Genomic DNA, 17,879 nt, shown 5'->3' with positions numbered 1-17,879 from the left:
AATTATAGAAGTGTAAACATCTGGACGTCTAAATAACGAATTTCACAAGGGGCACACCATGACAATCCGCAATCACACTCTCGGTTTCCCTCGCGTCGGCCTGCGTCGCGAGCTGAAAAAAGCACAAGAAAGCTACTGGGCGGGTAATGCCACCCGCGAAGAACTGCTGGCGGTAGGACGCGAGCTGCGCGCCCGCCACTGGGATCAGCAAAAACAGGCGGGCATTGACCTGCTGCCGGTGGGCGATTTCGCCTGGTACGACCATGTTCTGACGACCAGCCTGCTGCTTGGCAACGTGCCGGCTCGTCATCAGAACAAAGATGGATCGGTAGATATCGATACCCTGTTCCGCATCGGCCGTGGCCGCGCGCCGACGGGTGAGCCAGCGGCAGCGGCGGAAATGACCAAGTGGTTTAACACCAACTATCACTATATGGTGCCGGAGTTCGTCAAAGGCCAACAGTTCAGGCTGGCCTGGACGCAGCTTCTGGACGAAGTGGATGAAGCGCTGGCGCTGGGCCACCAGGTGAAGCCGGTGCTGCTCGGGCCGGTAACGTACCTGTGGCTGGGCAAAGTAAAGGGCGAGCCGTTTGACCGACTCAGCCTGCTGAAGGATATTCTGCCGGTCTACAAACAGGTGCTGAGTGAGCTGGGCAAACGCGGCATTCAGTGGGTGCAAATCGACGAACCGGCGCTGGTGCTTGAGCTGCCGCAGGATTGGCTGGATGCCTTCAAACCGGCATATGACGCGCTCACCGGTCAGGTAAAACTCCTGCTGACGACCTATTTTGAAGGCGTGACGCCGAACCTGAAGACCATTACCGCGCTGCCGGTCCAGGGCCTGCACGTTGACCTCGTACACGGTAAAGATGATGTGGCGGAGCTGCACAAGCGTTTGCCAGCGGACTGGCTGCTCTCTGCCGGGCTGATCAACGGCCGTAACGTCTGGCGCGCCGATCTCACCGAGAAATACGCGCAAATCAAAGACATCGTCGGCAAACGTGAGCTGTGGGTGGCCTCGTCCTGTTCGCTGCTGCACAGCCCGATCGATCTGAACGTGGAGACCCGTCTGGATGCCGAGGTGAAAAGCTGGTTTGCCTTCGCCCTGCAAAAATGTGAAGAGCTGACGCTGCTGCGCGACGCGCTGAACAGCGGCGAAACGGCGGCGATTACCGAATGGAGCGCCCCGATCCAGGCGCGTCGTCACTCGGCGCGCGTGCACAACCCGGCGGTGGAAAAACGCCTGGCGGCCATCACCGCTCAGGACAGCCAGCGGCAGAGCCCTTACGAGGTGCGCGCCGAAGCGCAGCGCGCCCGCTTTAATCTGCCCGCGTGGCCGACCACCACAATTGGCTCTTTCCCTCAGACTACGGAGATCCGCGGCCTGCGTCTGGACTTCAAGAAGGGCAATCTGGATGCGAATCACTATCGCACCGGCATCGCGGAACACATCAAGCAGGCGATTATCGAGCAGGAACGCCTGGGGCTGGACGTGCTGGTGCACGGCGAGGCCGAGCGTAACGACATGGTGGAATATTTTGGTGAGCACCTGGACGGCTTTGTCTTTACCCAGAACGGCTGGGTGCAGAGCTACGGCTCACGCTGCGTGAAGCCGCCGGTGGTTATCGGTGACGTCAGCCGCCCGGAAGCGATCACCGTGGAGTGGGCGAAGTATGCCCAGTCCCTGACCGATAAGCCGGTAAAAGGGATGCTCACCGGTCCGGTGACCATTCTCTGCTGGTCGTTCCCGCGTGAAGACGTGACTCGTGAAACCATCGCCAAACAGATCGCCCTGGCGCTGCGTGATGAGGTGGCGGATCTGGAAGCGGCAGGCATTGGCATTATTCAGATTGACGAACCGGCCCTGCGCGAAGGCTTGCCGCTGCGCCGCAGCGACTGGGATGCCTACCTGCAGTGGGGCGTGGAGGCGTTCCGCATCAACGCCGCGGTGGCGAAGGACGATACCCAGATCCACACCCACATGTGTTACTGCGAATTCAACGACATCATGGATTCGATTGCCGCGCTCGATGCCGACGTGATCACCATCGAGACCTCGCGTTCAGACATGGAGCTGCTGGAGTCGTTTGAAGAGTTCGACTACCCGAATGAAATCGGGCCGGGCGTGTACGACATTCACTCCCCGAACGTGCCGAGCGTGGAGTGGATTGAAGCCCTGCTGAAAAAAGCGGCCCAGCGCATTCCGGCAGAGCGCCTGTGGGTGAACCCGGACTGCGGACTGAAAACCCGCGGCTGGCCGGAGACGCGCGCGGCGCTGGCGAACATGGTGAAGGCGGCGCAGAACCTGCGTCAGGCTTGATGATGCGTAGGCCCGGTAAGGCATAGCCGCCACCGGGCTTTTTTTATTACGCTTTCTTACCGCCGAACTGGCTAAACCACGCCAGCATTCTCTGCCAGCCATCTTTGGCTGATTCTGCGTGATAGCTCGGACGATAATCGGCGTTAAACGCGTGCCCGGCATCCGGATACACCACGATCTCCGCCTTCGCATTGGCCGCACGGAGCGCATGGCGCATGTTCTCTACCGAATCCAGAGAAATACCGGTGTCCTGACCGCCGTAAAGCCCTAACACGGGGGCGTTTAGCTCCGTGGCGATATCGACGGGATGTTTCGGTGAATTCAGCGTTTTCTCACCCACCAGTTTGCCGTACCAGGCGACAGCGGCTTTGAGCTGCGGGTTATGCGCGGCATACAGCCAGCTAATGCGTCCACCCCAGCAGAAACCCGTGACCAGCAGACGATGCGGATCGCCGCCGTTGCGCGCCGCCCAGCTGGCGACGTGGTCGAGATCGGCCAGCACCTGCGCGTCCGGGACTTTGCTCACCAGGTTGCTGAGCAATGTTGGAATATCGCTGTAGTCGTTCGGATCGCCCTGACGGAAGTAGAGCTCTGGCGCAACGGCCAGATACCCTTCCAGCGCCAGTCGGCGGCAGAGGTCGCGAATGTGTTCGTGAACACCAAATATCTCCTGAATCACAATCACGATGGGCAGCGGACCGTCTGCCGATTTTGGCCGTGCGTGATAAGCAGGCATATTCTCCCCCTGCGAGGGAATGGAGGTCTCGCCCGCGGTAATTGCCGCTTCTGGCGTCGACACGATGGTTGAAGCATGTGGGGCCGCAGCAGGTGCAAAACCGGTTTTTTCAGTCATGGCATTCTCCGTACCAATGAGTTAGCGCAAAGGTAAATATAGACACCAGGTTAACAACTCACAGTGCCTTAAACGGTCTATCTTTTGTGCAGCACCTGGCGTTATAACTTGTTAATGTGATGTGAATCACTTTTTTATGGAAATTCAATGTAATCATTTTCATTCATGGTGAGGTGTGTCACGAAAATATGCTTACTGCTTCTGTAAAGTACCGTTTTACTTCTTCTGACTAACCGACCCACAGAGGAGTCACCTATGTCTAAGTCTGATGTTTTTCATCTCGGCCTCACCAAAAACGATTTACAAGGGGCTACGCTCGCTATCGTCCCTGGCGATCCTGAGCGTGTGGAAAAGATCGCCGCGCTGATGGATAAGCCGGTCAAGCTGGCTGCCCATCGTGAGTTCACCACCTGGCGCGCAGAGCTGGATGGCAAAGCGGTGATCGTGTGCTCTACCGGTATTGGTGGTCCGTCTACGTCTATTGCTGTTGAAGAGCTGGCACAGCTGGGCATCCGTACTTTCCTGCGTATTGGTACCACTGGCGCTATCCAGCCACACATCAACGTCGGAGACGTGTTGGTCACGACCGCGTCCGTTCGTCTGGACGGCGCAAGCCTGCATTTTGCTCCGATGGAGTTCCCGGCAGTGGCTGATTTCGAATGCACCACCGCGCTGGTTGAAGCCGCGAAATCCGTGGGCGCGACCACCCACGTGGGCGTCACCGCCTCTTCCGACACCTTCTACCCGGGCCAGGAGCGTTACGACACCTTCTCAGGCCGCGTGGTAAGCCGTTTCAAAGGCTCAATGGAAGAGTGGCAGTCCATGGGCGTGATGAACTACGAAATGGAATCCGCAACGCTGCTGACCATGTGCGCAAGCCAGGGTCTGCGTGCCGGTATGGTGGCGGGCGTTATCGTCAACCGTACCCAGCAGGAGATCCCGAACGCCGAAACCATGAAGCAGACCGAAAGTCATGCAGTGAAAATCGTGGTGGAAGCAGCGCGTCGCCTGATCTGATCCTCTCTTCTGTAATCAAAGGCCGACGCGTTCGGCCTTTATTTTTTGCGTAGCGCCTCGCAGGAAAACCCTTTCAAACTGGACGTTTATACAGCACAATTCTATTTTGTGCGGGTAATACGTTGATGCAGGGGGCATTGTGGATATCTCGATCCTGATTTACGCGGTGATTGCGCTGGTGGGCTTAGGGATTGGCTGGCTGATTTCCAGCTACCAGCATGCGCAGCAGAAGGCCGACCAGCTCGCAGAGCGCGAAGAGATAGTCGCCGATTTAAGCGCGGCAAAACAGCAGCTTGCTCTGAGCGAACACTGGCGCGACGAGTGCGAATTGCTTAACAACGAGCTGCGCAACCTGCGAGACATTAACACCTCGCTGGAGGCCGATCTCCGCGAAGTGACCACCCGCCTTGAATCCACCCAGCTGCATGCGGAAGACAAAATCCGCCAGATGATCAACAGCGAGCAGCGCCTCAGCGAACAGTTTGAGAACCTCGCCAACCGAATTTTTGAGCACAGCAACCGCCGCGTTGACGAACAGAACCGCCAGAGCCTGAACAGCCTGCTGACGCCGCTGCGCGAACAGCTGGACGGTTTTCGCCGTCAGGTGCAGGACAGCTTTGGTCAGGAAGCCCGCGAGCGGCACACGCTGGCGCATGAGATTCGCAATCTTCAGCAGCTGAATGCGCAAATGGCGCAGGAAGCGGTCAACCTGACCCGCGCGCTGAAAGGGGATAACAAAACCCAGGGCAACTGGGGAGAAGTGGTGCTGACCCGCGTGCTTGAGGCCTCTGGTCTGCGCGAAGGATACGAGTACGAAACGCAGGTGAGTATCGAAAACGATGCCCGCTCGCGTATGCAGCCGGATGTCATCGTGCGGCTGCCGCAGGGTAAAGATGTGGTGATTGACGCCAAAATGACGCTGGTGGCGTATGAACGCTACTTTAATGCGGACGATGACTACACCCGCGAGTCTGCGCTGCAGGAGCACATTGCCTCCGTGCGTAATCATATTCGCCTGCTTGGCAGAAAAGACTACCAGCAGCTGCCGGGGCTGCGCTCGCTGGACTATGTCCTGATGTTCATCCCGGTAGAACCCGCATTTCTGCTGGCACTCGACAGACAGCCTGAACTTATCACCGAAGCGCTCAAAAATAACATTATGCTGGTCAGCCCCACCACGCTGCTGGTGGCGTTACGCACCATTGCGAACCTGTGGCGCTATGAGCACCAGAGCCGCAACGCGCAGCAGATTGCCGATCGTGCCAGCAAGCTTTACGACAAAATGCGCCTCTTCGTGGACGACATGTCTTCAGTCGGTCAGAGCCTGGATCGTGCGCAGGATAACTACCGCCAGGCGATGAAAAAACTCACCTCCGGACGCGGCAATCTGCTGGCACAGGCTGAATCATTCCGCAGCCTGGGGGTTGAGGTTAAACGCGAGATTAATCCGGAATTGGTCGAACAGGCCACCGCCCAGGACGACGAATTTCGCCTGCGAGAAGGTGCGGACGAACAAAAGACAAACAGTGAAGACAACACGTTAGCGGCGGATTTATCACCAGACGAGACTTCAGCGCGTTTCTTTCGCGGTGGTTGAAACGTAGGGCAAACGCGCCCAATCTGTTACACTTCACGAACATTTTACTGATAAGCAGGCTCTAAGATGGCTGACGATTCACAAGACACAACGCACTTTGGCTTTCAGACTGTCGCCAAAGCGCAGAAAGCTGACATGGTGGCCCACGTATTTCATTCCGTGGCGGCGAAGTACGATGTGATGAATGACCTGATGTCGTTCGGCATTCATCGCTTGTGGAAGCGCTTCACCATTGACTGCAGCGGCGTACGTCGTGGACAAACGGTGCTGGATTTAGCCGGTGGCACGGGCGATTTAACCGCGAAATTCTCCCGTCTGGTGGGCGAAACCGGTCGCGTAGTTCTCGCCGATATTAATGACTCCATGCTGAAAATGGGACGCGAAAAGCTGCGTAACATCGGCGTGGTGGGGAATGTGGAGTATGTACAGGCAAATGCCGAAGCGCTGCCATTCCCGGACAATACCTTTGACTGCATCACGATCTCTTTCGGTCTGCGTAACGTGACCGATAAAGAAAAAGCGCTGCGCTCCATGTACCGCGTGCTGAAGCCGGGTGGACGTCTGCTGGTGCTCGAGTTCTCTAAACCGATCATTGAGCCGCTGAGCAAAGCCTACGACGCCTATTCCTTCCACGTGCTGCCGCGTATTGGTGAGCTGGTGGCTAACGACGCTGAAAGCTACCGCTATTTGGCGGAATCTATCCGTATGCACCCGGATCAGGACACATTAAAAGCCATGATGCAGGACGCGGAATTTGAGAACGTTGAATATTTCAACCTGACGGCCGGTGTCGTCGCGCTGCATCGCGGTTACAAATTCTGAGTGGAGGTGTCCCGTGCCCTTTAAACCCTTAGTCTCCGCAGGCATCGAGAATGTACTGAACGCTTTTCTGTATCGCGCCCCTGCGCTGAAAGCTGCACGTCAGCGGCTTAACGGAAAGGTATTACGTATTGTTTTAAAAGAGTTCTCGACGCCGCTTGTGCTGGTATTCAGCGAACGCCAGCTTGACGTTCTGGGGGCGTGGGAAGGTGAAGCCGACTGCTCGGTCATTACGCACATGAGCGTGCTGCCAAAACTGCGCGATCGCCAGCAGTTAACGGCGCTTATCCGCAGCGGTGAGCTGGAAGTGGAGGGCGACATTCAGGTCGTGCAGAACTTCGTTGCGCTCACCGATCTGGCGGAGTTCGACCCGGCAGAGCTGCTCGCTCCTTTTATCGGCGACATTGCCGCCGAAGGCATCGGGAAAGTCCTTCATGGCGGCGCCTCCTTTGCGCGTAAAAACCTTCAGCGCCAGCAACGCTATGCGGCGGAAGTGCTGACTGAGGAGTGGCGAATGGCGCCCGGGCCACTGGAAGTTGCATGGTTTGCGGAAGAGACCGCTGCTGTTGAACGTGCGGTTGATGCGTTAACCAAACGGCTGGAAAAACTGGAGGGCAAATGACGCCTGGTGAAATTCGGCGCCTCTATTTTATTATTCGCACCTTTTTGAGCTACGGGCTCGACGAGCTTATCCCCAAAATGCGTATCACGCTGCCGCTTCGTATCTGGCGGCGGATGCTCTTCTGGATGCCCAATCGCCATAAAGGTCAACCGCTGGGTGAGCGTCTGCGCCTGGCGCTGCAGGAGCTCGGCCCGGTTTGGATTAAATTCGGGCAGATGCTGTCGACTCGCCGCGATCTCTTCCCGCCTCTGATTGCCGATGAGCTCGCGATGCTGCAGGATCGCGTCGCACCGTTTGACGGCGCGCGCGCGAAAAAGCAAATTGAAGAGGCGATGGGAAATGTCCCCGTCGAGACCTGGTTTGACGATTTCGATATTAAGCCACTGGCATCGGCCTCTATCGCGCAGGTGCACACCGCGCGTCTGAAAGAAAACGGCAAAGAAGTCGTTATTAAAGTCATTCGTCCGGACATCCTGCCAGTCATCAAAGCGGACATGAAGCTGATTTATCGGCTGGCGCGCTGGGTGCCACGCTTGCTGCCGGACGGGCGTCGCCTTCGTCCACTGGAAGTGGTGCGGGAATATGAAAAAACGCTGATTGATGAGCTTAACCTGCTGCGTGAATCGGCGAATGCCATTCAGCTGCGTCGCAACTTTGAAAACAGCCCGATGCTCTATGTACCTGAAGTCTATTCTGACTACTGCAGCCAGAACATGATGGTGATGGAACGTATCTACGGTATTCCGGTTTCGGATGTGGTCGCCCTGGAGAAACAGGGAACGAACATGAAGCTCCTGGCTGAACGAGGCGTACAGGTCTTCTTTACCCAGGTGTTCCGCGACAGCTTTTTCCATGCGGACATGCATCCGGGCAATATCTTCGTGAGCTACGAACATCCTGAGGATCCGAAGTATATCGGTATCGACTGCGGGATTGTGGGGTCGCTGAACAAAGAAGATAAACGGTATCTGGCTGAGAACTTCATCGCGTTTTTCAACCGCGACTACCGTAAGGTGGCCGAGCTGCACGTCGATTCCGGCTGGGTGCCGCCGGACACCAACGTCGAAGAGTTCGAATTCGCGATCCGGACCGTTTGTGAACCGATTTTTGAAAAACCGCTGGCGGAAATTTCCTTCGGGCATGTGCTGTTAAACCTGTTCAACACGGCTCGCCGCTTTAATATGGAAGTTCAGCCACAGCTAGTTTTACTCCAGAAAACATTACTTTACGTTGAGGGTGTAGGCCGACAGCTCTATCCTCAGTTAGACTTGTGGAAGACCGCGAAACCTTTCCTTGAATCCTGGATTAAGGATCAGGTTGGCATTCCGGCGCTGGTGCGCTCGCTGAAAGAGAAAGGCCCGTTCTGGATAGAAAAAATGCCTGAAATTCCTGAACTGGTTTATGACAGTTTGCGTCAGAGCAAGAACCTTCAGCACAGCATGGATAAAATCGCCCGCGAACTTCAGTCCAGCCGTGTTCGCCAGGGGCAGTCACGCTATCTCTTTGGGATTGGCGCAACGCTGCTGCTGAGCGGTACGCTGCTGCTGATCAACCGTCCGGACTGGCAGATGATGCCCGCCTGGCTGATGGCTGGCGGAGTGGTAGTCTGGCTAGCAGGCTGGCGAAAAACGCGCTGAGCGTGCGTCGCTATCGACGGGTCGCATACGTATAATGCGGCCTGACTCATTAATCATCTATCCCTGAGGAACATGTATGGGTGGTATCAGTATCTGGCAATTGTTGATCATTGCCGTCATCGTCGTGCTGCTGTTTGGCACCAAAAAGCTCGGTTCTATTGGTTCCGATCTGGGCGCGTCTATCAAAGGCTTCAAGAAAGCGATGAGCGATGATGAGAGCAAGCAGGATAAAACCAGCCAGGACGCTGACTTTACTGCTAAATCCATCGCCGACAAGCAAGAAGAAGCCAAAAAGGAAGACGCTAAACGCCACGATAAAGAGCAGGTGTAAGTCGTGTTCGACATTGGTTTTAGTGAGCTCCTGCTGGTCTTTGTGATTGGCCTGATTGTGCTGGGACCGCAGCGTCTGCCGGTGGCAGTGAAAACCGTTGCGGGCTGGGTTCGTGCGCTGAGATCGCTGGCATCGACCGTTCAGAATGAACTGGCGCAGGAGCTTAAGCTGCAGGAATTTCAGGAAAGCCTGAAAAAGGTCGAGAAGGCGAGCATGGATAACCTGACGCCGGAACTGAAAGCGTCAATGGATGAGCTGCGCGAAGCGGCAGAATCGATGAAGCGCTCCTATAGCGTTAACGATCCTGAAAAAGCGAGCGATGAAGCGAACACCATCCATAACCCGGTGGTGAAGGGCAGCGAGGAGCAGCGCGAGGGCGTAACGCCTGCCAGCGCTGAACATCAGGCTGCCGCGCCAGAACAGACGCCTCAGGAAACCGAACTGAAAAAACAGGCGCAGCCGGAAGAGCCGGTAGCAAAAGCGGCGGAAGTGAAGCCCGCTGCGTCCGTTTCCGAATCATCCCCCTCGTCGAGTGATAAAGCGTAAACATGGCAGTAGATGATACTCAACCGCTGATTACGCACCTCATTGAGCTGCGTAAGCGCCTGTTAAACTGCATTATTGCGGTTTTACTCATATTCCTGTGCCTGGTCTATTTTGCCAACGATATCTATCAGGTGGTCTCTGCGCCGCTGATCAAGCAGATGCCGCTGGGCGCAACGATGATTGCAACAGACGTTGCTTCGCCGTTCTTTACCCCCATCAAGCTGACCTTCTGGGTGTCGTTGATTGCTTCTGCACCGGTCATTCTTTATCAGGTGTGGGCGTTTGTGGCGCCAGCGCTGTATAAGCATGAACGCAAGCTGGTGATCCCGCTGCTGGTGTCCAGCTCGCTGCTGTTCTATATCGGCATGGCGTTTGCCTATTTCGTTGTCTTCCCGCTGGCCTTCGGCTTCCTGACGCATACCGCGCCGGAAGGGGTCCAGGTGTCGACGGATATCGCCAGCTACCTCAGCTTTGTGATGGCGCTGTTTATGGCGTTTGGCGTGGCATTCGAAGTGCCGGTGGCTATTGTGCTGCTCTGCTGGGTAGGAGTAACGACCCCGGATGACCTGCGTAAGAAGCGTCCGTATATCCTTGTGGGCGCATTTGTTGTCGGCATGCTGCTGACACCGCCGGATGTGTTCTCGCAGACGCTGCTGGCTATACCGATGTACTGTCTATTTGAGGTCGGCGTTTTCTTCTCGCGTTTCTACGTGGGTAAAGGACGTCGAGCGGATGACGAAGACGATACGTCCGACAAGACCACTGAAGAGTAAAACCAGCCGCCCGTCAGGGCGGTTGTTATATGGGGATTTGCATGTTTGATATCGGACTCAACCTGACCAGCTCGCAGTTTGCGAAAGACCGTGATGAGGTGGTTGCGCGTGCTTTTGCCGCCGGGGTGAAAGGACTGCTGCTGACGGGCACCAACGTGCATGAGAGCGAGCAGGCGCAGCAGCTGGCGCAACGATACGATCGCTGTTGGTCTACTGCTGGCGTGCATCCTCACGACAGCAGCCAGTGGACCGCGGAAAGTGGCGACACCCTGTACAGGCTGGCAAAGACGCCAGACGTTGTGGCGATCGGCGAATGCGGTCTCGATTTCAACCGTAACTTTTCCACGCCTGAAGAGCAGGAAAAGGCGTTTACTGCCCAGCTTGCGCTTGCGGCAGAGCTTGGAATGCCCGTGTTTATGCACTGCCGCGACGCGCATGAGCGTTTCCTGGCACTTCTGGATCCGTGGCTGGAGAAACTGCCCGGCGCGGTATTGCACTGTTTCACCGGTTCACGGCAGGAAGCGCTGGATTGCCTGGCGCGAGGGCTTTATCTGGGTATTACCGGCTGGGTGTGCGATGAGCGTCGCGGGCTTGAACTTCGTGAGCTATTGCCGGTAATCCCGGCTGACCGGCTGCTCCTCGAAACCGATGCGCCTTATCTGCTACCGCGCGACATGAAACCCAAACCGGCATCTCGGCGAAATGAGCCCGCGTATCTGGGGCACATTGTTGAGAGCGTCGCGAAGTGGCGCGGAGAGGATCCGCACTGGCTTTCGGCGCAGACGGATGACAACGTGCGTAATCTGTTCGGGATAAACGTTTAGAGTTTGCGGAAGTCGGTGTTTTTAACGCTCTGCAGCACCTGCTTGTTCAGCAGATTGAGCAACAGCATAGAGCGCGCTTCCCCGTCCGGCTCGGCAAAAATCGCCTGCAGGCCTTCGAAAGCGCCTTCGGTTATCACGACGCTATCGCCCGAGTAAGGAGTTTCGGGGTCGGTGATCCCTTCAGGCTGTTGATAAATTGACAGCTGATGAATGACCGTCGACGGAACCGTTGCCGGGTGGGCACCAAAACGAACGAAGTGGCTGACGCCGCGCGTTGCGCTGATGGTGGTGGTGTGGATGACTTCCGGGTCGAACTCCACGAACAGGTAGTTCGGGAACAACGGCTCACTGACGGTTGTGCGCTTCCCGCGCTGCATTTTTTCAAGCGTGATCACGGGTGTCAGGCAATTTACAGACTGACGTTCAAGATGTTCCTGCGCGCGCTGAAGTTGCCCGCGTTTGCAATACAGTAAATACCAGGCCTGCATAATCACTCTTTCCCTTAGTTCGGGGCGCAAGCATATCAAAACCCTGGCGGGATCGCTAAGTTGATTATAATGGGGGAAAATGGAACAGAACGCATAAGTTCACGCTTATTTAACAAAATTACAGCATCAAGCAGGCTTACGCCGTATAATGAAGCGCTTACAGAGAGGCCATGATTAACTGCATGAAATACCACGATCTCCGCGACTTCCTGACGCTGCTGGAAAAGCAGGGTGAACTCAAACGTATTACACTTCCTGTCGATCCTTATCTGGAGATGACAGAAATTGCTGACCGCACCCTGCGTGCCGGTGGCCCCGCATTACTGTTTGAAAATCCGAAAGGTTACTCCATGCCGGTGCTGTGCAACCTGTTTGGTACACCGCGTCGTGTTGCACTGGGAATGGGGCAGGAAGACGTCTCTGCGCTGCGTGAAGTCGGTAAACTGCTGGCGTTTCTGAAAGAGCCGGAGCCACCGAAAGGCTTCCGCGATCTGTTCGACAAGCTGCCGCAGTTTAAGCAGGTGCTGAACATGCCCACCAAACGCCTGCGCGGCGCGCCGTGCCAGCAGAAAGTGCTGGAAGGTGATGCGGTTGATCTTACCAAAATCCCTATTATGCAGTGCTGGCCTGAAGATGCCGCTCCGCTTATCACCTGGGGGCTGACCGTTACGCGCGGCCCGCACAAAGAGCGGCAAAACCTCGGTATTTACCGCCAGCAGTTGATTGGCAAGAATAAACTGATCATGCGCTGGTTGTCGCATCGCGGCGGCGCGCTGGATTTCCAGGAGTGGTGCGCTGCGCATCCGGGGGAGCGTTTCCCGGTGTCTGTCGCCTTAGGCGCCGATCCGGCCACCATTCTGGGAGCCGTCACGCCGGTGCCGGATACGCTCTCTGAATATGCATTTGCAGGCCTGCTGCGCGGAACGAAAACCGAAGTCGTGAAGTGTATCTCTAACGATCTCGAAGTTCCGGCCAGTGCGGAAATTGTGCTGGAAGGTTACCTTGAGCAGGGTGAAATGGCGCCAGAAGGCCCTTACGGCGACCACACCGGCTATTACAACGAAGTGGATAACTTCCCTGTGTTTACCGTGACGCACATTACGCAGCGTGAAGATGCGATTTATCACTCCACGTATACCGGACGTCCACCGGATGAACCGGCGGTGCTGGGCGTGGCGCTGAATGAAGTGTTTGTGCCGATCCTGCAAAAGCAGTTCCCGGAAATTGTTGATTTTTATCTGCCGCCTGAAGGATGCTCGTATCGCATGGCGGTGGTCACGATGAAGAAGCAGTATCCTGGTCATGCTAAACGCGTGATGATGGGCGTATGGTCTTTCCTGCGCCAGTTTATGTATACCAAATTTGTTATTGTCTGCGATGATGACGTTAACGCCCGCGACTGGAATGACGTAATCTGGGCCATTACCACGCGAATGGACCCGGCGCGCGATACGGTGTTAGTCGAAAATACGCCGATAGATTACCTGGATTTTGCCTCGCCGGTTTCCGGCCTTGGCTCAAAGATGGGACTGGATGCCACAAATAAATGGCCTGGCGAAACCGACCGTGAATGGGGTCGCCCGATCAAAAAAGATCCTGCAGTGACCGCGCGAATTGACGCGATCTGGGACGAGCTGGCCATAATGAATAACGGTAAACCCTGAGCTGACCGTTAAGCCCTATAGACTTCCCGACAGAGAGAGCGAATGACAACCTTAAGCTGTAAAGTGACCTCGGTAGATGCCATCACCGACACCGTATATCGCGTCCGTTTAGTGCCAGAAGCGCCATTCTCTTTCCGCGCGGGTCAGTACCTGATGGTTGTGATGGATGAGCGTGATAAGCGTCCTTTCTCTATGGCCTCAACGCCAGCGGAGCAGGAATTTATTGAGCTTCATATTGGTGCGTCAGAGCTTAACCTGTATGCGATGGCGGTGATGGATCGGATCCTGAAGGAACGTGAAATCGTGGTGGATATTCCGCACGGCGATGCGTGGCTGCGCGATGACGAAGACCGTCCGCTGATCCTGATCGCTGGCGGTACGGGCTTCTCTTATGTGCGCTCTATTCTGTTGACCGCCCTGGCGCGTAACCCGGACCGTGACATCACCATTTACTGGGGTGGCCGCGAAGAGAAACATCTGTACGACCTGTCTGAGCTGGAAGCGCTGAGCGTAACCCATCCTAACCTGCGCATTGAGCCGGTGGTCGAGCAGCCGGAAGAGGGCTGGCGTGGTCGCAGCGGGACGGTGCTGACGGCGGTGCTGCAGGATCACGGCACGCTGGCAGGGCACGATATCTATATCGCTGGCCGTTTTGAGATGGCGAAAATTGCCCGCGACCTGTTCTGCAACGAACGTGACGCGCGTGAAGACCGCCTGTTTGGCGATGCGTTTGCCTTCATTTAAATAAAAAACCCGCCCCTGACAGGCGGGAAGAACGGCAACTAAACTGTCTCTCTTCGCCAATGACGCCATAACTGCGTTGGCTGCGCTCGTTCACCCGAATCACTTACTTGAGTAAGCTCATCGGGATTCGCTCGCTTGCCGCCTTGTTCTGACGCCATTGGCTTTGAGATACTTTTCCTGATTTACACTCTCTCAAACACCGTCGCGATACCCTGACCCAGCCCGATACACATCGTTGCCAGACCAAACTGGGCATCTTTGCGTTCCATCAGGTTGATAAGCGTCGTGCTGATACGCGCCCCGGAGCAGCCCAGCGGGTGGCCGAGGGCGATCGCGCCGCCGTTGAGGTTAATCTTCTCGTCGATCTGCTCCATCAGCCCCAGATCTTTAATGCACGGCAGGATCTGCGCGGCGAACGCTTCGTTCATTTCAAACAGGTCGATGTCGCTGGCGGTTAATCCCGCTTTTTTCAGCGCCAGCTTCGAGGCCGGAACCGGGCCGTAACCCATGATTGAAGGATCGCAGCCAACGACCGCCATCGAACGTACCCGTGCGCGAGGCGTTAAGCCCAGCTCGCGGGCGCGACTTTCGCTCATCACCAGCATCGCGGCGGCACCGTCTGACAGCGCCGACGAAGTACCTGCCGTTACCGTACCGGTGACCGGATCAAACGCAGGGCGCAGGGTAGAAAGCGCTTCTACGGTGGTTTCCGGGCGGATGACTTCGTCGTAGCTGAACTGCTTCAGTACGCCGTCAGCGTCGTGGCCGCCGGTCGGGATGATCTCATTCTTAAAGGCACCGGACTGCGTCGCCGCCCATGCGCGAGCATGAGAGCGCGCGGCAAAGGCATCCTGCATTTCACGGCTAATGCCGTGCAGACGAGAGAGCATCTCGGCAGTCAGACCCATCATCCCCGCGGCTTTCGCCACGTTACGGCTCATGCCAGGATGAAAATCGACCCCGTGGCTCATCGGCACGTGACCCATGTGCTCGACGCCGCCCACCAGGCAGGCCTGCGCATCACCGGTCATGATCATCCGCGCCGCGTCGTGCAGCGCCTGCATTGACGAACCGCACAGGCGGTTGACGGTGACGGCCGGAACCGAATGCGGGATCTCCGCCAGCAGCGACGCGTTACGGGCGATGTTGAAACCTTGCTCCAGGGTCTGCTGCACGCAGCCCCAGTAGATATCGTCCAGCGCAGCAGGATCCAGCGCCGGGTTACGCGCCAGCAGGCTACGCATCAGATGCGCGGAGAGGTCTTCCGCACGCACGTTACGGAATGCACCGCCTTTTGAACGGCCCATCGGGGTGCGAATCGCATCAACAATGACAACCTTTTCCATTGTGACTCCTTAAGCCGTTTTCAGCTCGCCAACCGGACGGGCTGGCTCAACTGCTGGATAGTAGGGTTCGTTATGGCGCGCTTTGTTACGCAGCCCTTCCGGCACCTCATAAAGCGGGCCGAGGTGCTGATACTGCTGAGCCATATCGAGATAGCGGGCGCTGCCGAGCGTGTCCAGCCAGCGGAACGCGCCGCCGTGGAACGGAGGGAAGCCCAGGCCGTACACCAGCGCCATATCGGCTTCTGCCGGGCTGGCGATGATGCCTTCTTCAAGGCAACGCACCACTTCGTTGATCATCGGGATCATCATGCGGGCGATGATCTCATCGTCGGTGAAGTCGCGTTTCGGCTGGCTTACATCGGCCAGCAGGCCGTCCACCACGGCATCTTCTTCTTTCTTCGGTTTGCCTTTGCTGTCTTCTTTATAGCGCCAGAAGCCCAGGCCGTTTTTCTGGCCGAAGCGGTTAGCGTCGAACAGAGCGTCAATGGCGTCGCGATAATCTTTCTGCATACGCTGCGGGAAGCCTGCCGCCATCACCGCCTGAGCGTGGTGAGCAGTATCAATGCCGACCACGTCCAGCAGATACGCCGGGCCCATCGGCCAGCCGAACTGTTTCTCCATCACTTTGTCGATTTTGCGGAAGTCCGCACCGTCGCGCAGCAGCTGGCTGAAGCCGGCAAAGTAAGGGAACAGCACGCGGTTAACGAAGAAGCCCGGGCAGTCGTTAACAACGATCGGCGTTTTGCCCATCTTGCTGGCCCATGCCACCACTTTAGCGATGGTTTCGTCAGAGGTTTTTTCCCCGCGGATCACTTCGACCAGCGGCATACGGTGTACCGGGTTGAAGAAGTGCATCCCGCAGAAGTTTTCCGGACGCTTCAACACGCTCGCCAGTTCGCTGATTGGAATGGTGGAGGTGTTAGAGGCCAGCACGGTCTCAGGACGAACTTTATCTTCCGTTTCTGCCAGCACCGCTTTTTTGACTTTCGGGTTCTCGACGACGGCTTCGACTACTACGTCGACACGGTCGAAACCGCTGTATTCCAGCACGGGCTGAATGGTGGAGATCACGCCTGCAAGCTTCAGCCCGTCAATTTTTCCGCGCTCCAGCTGTTTATTCAGCAGCTTGGCCGCTTCGGTCATGCCCAGCGTCAGGGATTTCTCGCTGATGTCTTTCATCACTACCGGCACGCCTTTCCAGGCGGACTGGTAAGCGATACCGCCACCCATAATGCCGGCGCCGAGTACCGCCGCATGTTTTGGCGTCTCAACGTTTTTGGTCAGCTGCTTGGCTTTACCCTTCACGAACTGATCGTTGAGGAAGATACCGACCAGCGCGCGAGCTTCATTGGTGTGCGCCAGCGGGACAAAGCTCTGATTTTCGAGCTTCAGCGCTTCATCGCGTCCGAGACGAGCAGCCGCTTCAATGGTTTTCACCGCCGTGATCGGCGCCGGGTAGTGTTTACCCGCCGTCTGCATCACCATGCCTTTAGCGATGGTGAAGCTCATGGTGGCTTCAATCTTGCTGAGTTTTAACGGTTCCAGCTTCGGCTGGCGTTTGGCTTTCCAGTCGAGATCGCCGTTAATGGCCTGACGCAGAATGGCGAGTGCGCCTTCAACCAGTTTCTCTGGCTTCACGACGCCGTCGACCAGGCCGATTTTCTGAGCCTGTTCTGCGCCGACATCTTTACCTGCGGCAATGATCTCCAGCGCGCTGTCGGCACCCAGCATGCGCGGCATACGCACGGAGCCGCCAAAGCCCGGCATGATGCCCAGCCTGGTTTCCGGCAGGCCGATGCGCAGGTCCGGCGTCGCCAGACGGTAGTCGGTCGCCAGTACGCACTCGCAGCCGCCGCCCAGCGCGTAGCCGTTAACGGCGGAAATGGTCGGGACAGGCAGATCTTCCAGACGATTAAAGACGCTGTTGGCAAAGTGCAGCCACTGGCTCAGCTGTTCTTCCGGGACCTGGAACAGCGAAAGAAACTCGGTGATATCGGCACCGACAATAAAGGCCGCTTTGTTCGAACGCAGCAGCAGCCCTTTTAATTCAGGTTGTTTTTCAAGAACATCCAGCGCCTGGCCAAGACTGGCCACCGTCGCGGTATCAAGCTTGTTCACTGAGCCGGGAGCATCGAACACCAGTTCGGCAATGCCATCTTCCAGCCAGTTGAGGTACAGGGTGTCGCCTTTGTAGAGCATGTCAGTCTCCTGAATCCAGCAATTGGATCTGGTCATACCAGATGAATCGGAGTGTGGGATTTATGTTAATAAAATGCAAATTACTCATTAAGAAAATGC

General features: G+C 56.6%; 16 protein-coding genes. 12 read left to right on the top strand and 4 right to left on the bottom strand.

The features are described from left to right. Positions 1 to 58: 58 nt before the first annotated feature. Positions 59 to 2,320, top strand: coding sequence for a 5-methyltetrahydropteroyltriglutamate--homocysteine S-methyltransferase (gene metE, locus NI40_RS21260; protein ID WP_039264250.1), 2,262 nt, complete (start codon positions 59 to 61; stop codon positions 2,318 to 2,320). Between the two features lie 46 nt (positions 2,321 to 2,366). Here metE and NI40_RS21255 read toward each other — a convergent pair whose 3' ends face one another. Beyond that, a complete protein-coding gene (locus tag NI40_RS21255; RefSeq protein ID WP_039264248.1) occupies positions 2,367 to 3,173 on the bottom strand; it encodes a dienelactone hydrolase family protein in 807 nt (268 codons plus the stop codon). Positions 3,174 to 3,428: 255 nt separating this feature from the next. On the opposite strand from NI40_RS21255, the gene udp reads away from it, so the two are divergent. The 9 genes from udp (at position 3,429) to tatD (ending at position 11,339) form a co-directional block, all read left to right on the top strand. After that, complete coding sequence (udp, locus tag NI40_RS21250; RefSeq protein ID WP_003860792.1) at positions 3,429 to 4,190, top strand: uridine phosphorylase; 762 nt, start codon at positions 3,429 to 3,431, stop codon at positions 4,188 to 4,190. A 139-nt stretch (positions 4,191 to 4,329) separates the two neighbouring features. Further along, positions 4,330 to 5,787: a DNA recombination protein RmuC gene (rmuC, locus tag NI40_RS21245; RefSeq protein ID WP_039264247.1), complete on the top strand. Its 1,458-nt coding sequence runs from the start codon at positions 4,330 to 4,332 to the stop codon at positions 5,785 to 5,787. Positions 5,788 to 5,853: 66 nt separating this feature from the next. Next, positions 5,854 to 6,609 (top strand): bifunctional demethylmenaquinone methyltransferase/2-methoxy-6-polyprenyl-1,4-benzoquinol methylase UbiE, encoded by a 756-nt coding sequence (gene ubiE / locus NI40_RS21240; protein WP_023309612.1) that lies wholly within the window; start codon positions 5,854 to 5,856, stop codon positions 6,607 to 6,609. 13 nt (positions 6,610 to 6,622) lie between these two features. Continuing rightward, positions 6,623 to 7,228, top strand: coding sequence for a ubiquinone biosynthesis protein UbiJ (ubiJ, locus tag NI40_RS21235; protein ID WP_039264246.1), 606 nt, complete (start codon positions 6,623 to 6,625; stop codon positions 7,226 to 7,228). Further along, positions 7,225 to 8,865, top strand: coding sequence for a ubiquinone biosynthesis regulatory protein kinase UbiB (gene ubiB / locus NI40_RS21230; protein ID WP_029741825.1), 1,641 nt, complete (start codon positions 7,225 to 7,227; stop codon positions 8,863 to 8,865). Before ubiJ ends, ubiB begins: the two co-directional genes overlap by 4 nt. 76 nt (positions 8,866 to 8,941) lie before the next feature. Next, on the top strand, positions 8,942 to 9,196 hold the full coding sequence (gene tatA, locus NI40_RS21225; RefSeq protein WP_024908000.1) for a Sec-independent protein translocase subunit TatA: 255 nt from the start codon (positions 8,942 to 8,944) through the stop codon (positions 9,194 to 9,196). Between the two features lie 3 nt (positions 9,197 to 9,199). After that, positions 9,200 to 9,742 carry a Sec-independent protein translocase protein TatB gene (gene tatB / locus NI40_RS21220; RefSeq protein ID WP_032662846.1) on the top strand — a complete coding sequence of 181 codons (543 nt, stop codon included), beginning with the start codon at positions 9,200 to 9,202 and terminating at the stop codon, positions 9,740 to 9,742. Between the two features lie 2 nt (positions 9,743 to 9,744). Further along, entirely contained in the window at positions 9,745 to 10,515 is a 771-nt protein-coding gene (gene tatC, locus NI40_RS21215; RefSeq protein WP_023309607.1) for a Sec-independent protein translocase subunit TatC, read from the top strand. 41 nt (positions 10,516 to 10,556) lie between these two features. After that, on the top strand, positions 10,557 to 11,339 hold the full coding sequence (tatD, locus tag NI40_RS21210; RefSeq protein WP_039264245.1) for a 3'-5' ssDNA/RNA exonuclease TatD: 783 nt from the start codon (positions 10,557 to 10,559) through the stop codon (positions 11,337 to 11,339). Here tatD and rfaH read toward each other — a convergent pair. Then, complete coding sequence (rfaH, locus tag NI40_RS21205; protein WP_033146887.1) at positions 11,336 to 11,827, bottom strand: transcription/translation regulatory transformer protein RfaH; 492 nt, start codon at positions 11,825 to 11,827, stop codon at positions 11,336 to 11,338. The two genes, tatD and rfaH, sit on opposite strands and share 4 nt — an antisense overlap. A gap of 173 nt (positions 11,828 to 12,000) precedes the next feature. Here rfaH and ubiD point away from each other — a divergent pair, with 173 nt between their 5' ends. Together ubiD and fre are read left to right on the top strand one after the other, a co-directional pair. Then, positions 12,001 to 13,491, top strand: coding sequence for a 4-hydroxy-3-polyprenylbenzoate decarboxylase (gene ubiD / locus NI40_RS21200; RefSeq protein ID WP_161496003.1), 1,491 nt, complete (start codon positions 12,001 to 12,003; stop codon positions 13,489 to 13,491). A 42-nt stretch (positions 13,492 to 13,533) separates the two neighbouring features. Then, on the top strand, positions 13,534 to 14,235 hold the full coding sequence (fre, locus tag NI40_RS21195) for an NAD(P)H-flavin reductase (RefSeq protein ID WP_008501516.1): 702 nt from the start codon (positions 13,534 to 13,536) through the stop codon (positions 14,233 to 14,235). Between the two features lie 182 nt (positions 14,236 to 14,417). Here the strand turns inward: fre and fadA are convergent, their stop codons facing one another. After that, positions 14,418 to 15,581, bottom strand: coding sequence for an acetyl-CoA C-acyltransferase FadA (gene fadA, locus NI40_RS21190; protein WP_008501515.1), 1,164 nt, complete (start codon positions 15,579 to 15,581; stop codon positions 14,418 to 14,420). A 9-nt stretch (positions 15,582 to 15,590) separates the two neighbouring features. Beyond that, positions 15,591 to 17,780: a fatty acid oxidation complex subunit alpha FadB gene (fadB, locus tag NI40_RS21185; RefSeq protein ID WP_039264244.1), complete on the bottom strand. Its 2,190-nt coding sequence runs from the start codon at positions 17,778 to 17,780 to the stop codon at positions 15,591 to 15,593. Between the last annotated feature and the right edge of the window lie 99 nt (positions 17,781 to 17,879).

The organism is Enterobacter sp. E20 (assembly GCF_000801755.2).
GTDB lineage: Bacteria > Pseudomonadota > Gammaproteobacteria > Enterobacterales > Enterobacteriaceae > Enterobacter > Enterobacter asburiae_B.
The sequence above is the reverse complement of the archived record's forward strand: the minus strand, read 5'-3'. Positions and strand labels throughout refer to the sequence as shown.

What these genes read in the sequence shown, in the direction of transcription:
- tatD (WP_039264245.1), top strand. Translation starts at nt 10,557, where the DNA reads ATGTTTGATATCGGACTCAACCTGACCAGCTCGCAGTTTGCGAAAGAC.
- NI40_RS21255 (WP_039264248.1), bottom strand. Translation starts at nt 3,173, where the DNA reads ATGACTGAAAAAACCGGTTTTGCACCTGCTGCGGCCCCACATGCTTCA.
- metE (WP_039264250.1), top strand. Translation starts at nt 59, where the DNA reads ATGACAATCCGCAATCACACTCTCGGTTTCCCTCGCGTCGGCCTGCGT.
- tatA (WP_024908000.1), top strand. Translation starts at nt 8,942, where the DNA reads ATGGGTGGTATCAGTATCTGGCAATTGTTGATCATTGCCGTCATCGTC.
- rfaH (WP_033146887.1), bottom strand. Translation starts at nt 11,827, where the DNA reads ATGCAGGCCTGGTATTTACTGTATTGCAAACGCGGGCAACTTCAGCGC.
- fre (WP_008501516.1), top strand. Translation starts at nt 13,534, where the DNA reads ATGACAACCTTAAGCTGTAAAGTGACCTCGGTAGATGCCATCACCGAC.
- udp (WP_003860792.1), top strand. Translation starts at nt 3,429, where the DNA reads ATGTCTAAGTCTGATGTTTTTCATCTCGGCCTCACCAAAAACGATTTA.
- ubiE (WP_023309612.1), top strand. Translation starts at nt 5,854, where the DNA reads ATGGCTGACGATTCACAAGACACAACGCACTTTGGCTTTCAGACTGTC.
- fadA (WP_008501515.1), bottom strand. Translation starts at nt 15,581, where the DNA reads ATGGAAAAGGTTGTCATTGTTGATGCGATTCGCACCCCGATGGGCCGT.
- fadB (WP_039264244.1), bottom strand. Translation starts at nt 17,780, where the DNA reads ATGCTCTACAAAGGCGACACCCTGTACCTCAACTGGCTGGAAGATGGC.
- ubiB (WP_029741825.1), top strand. Translation starts at nt 7,225, where the DNA reads ATGACGCCTGGTGAAATTCGGCGCCTCTATTTTATTATTCGCACCTTT.
- tatC (WP_023309607.1), top strand. Translation starts at nt 9,745, where the DNA reads ATGGCAGTAGATGATACTCAACCGCTGATTACGCACCTCATTGAGCTG.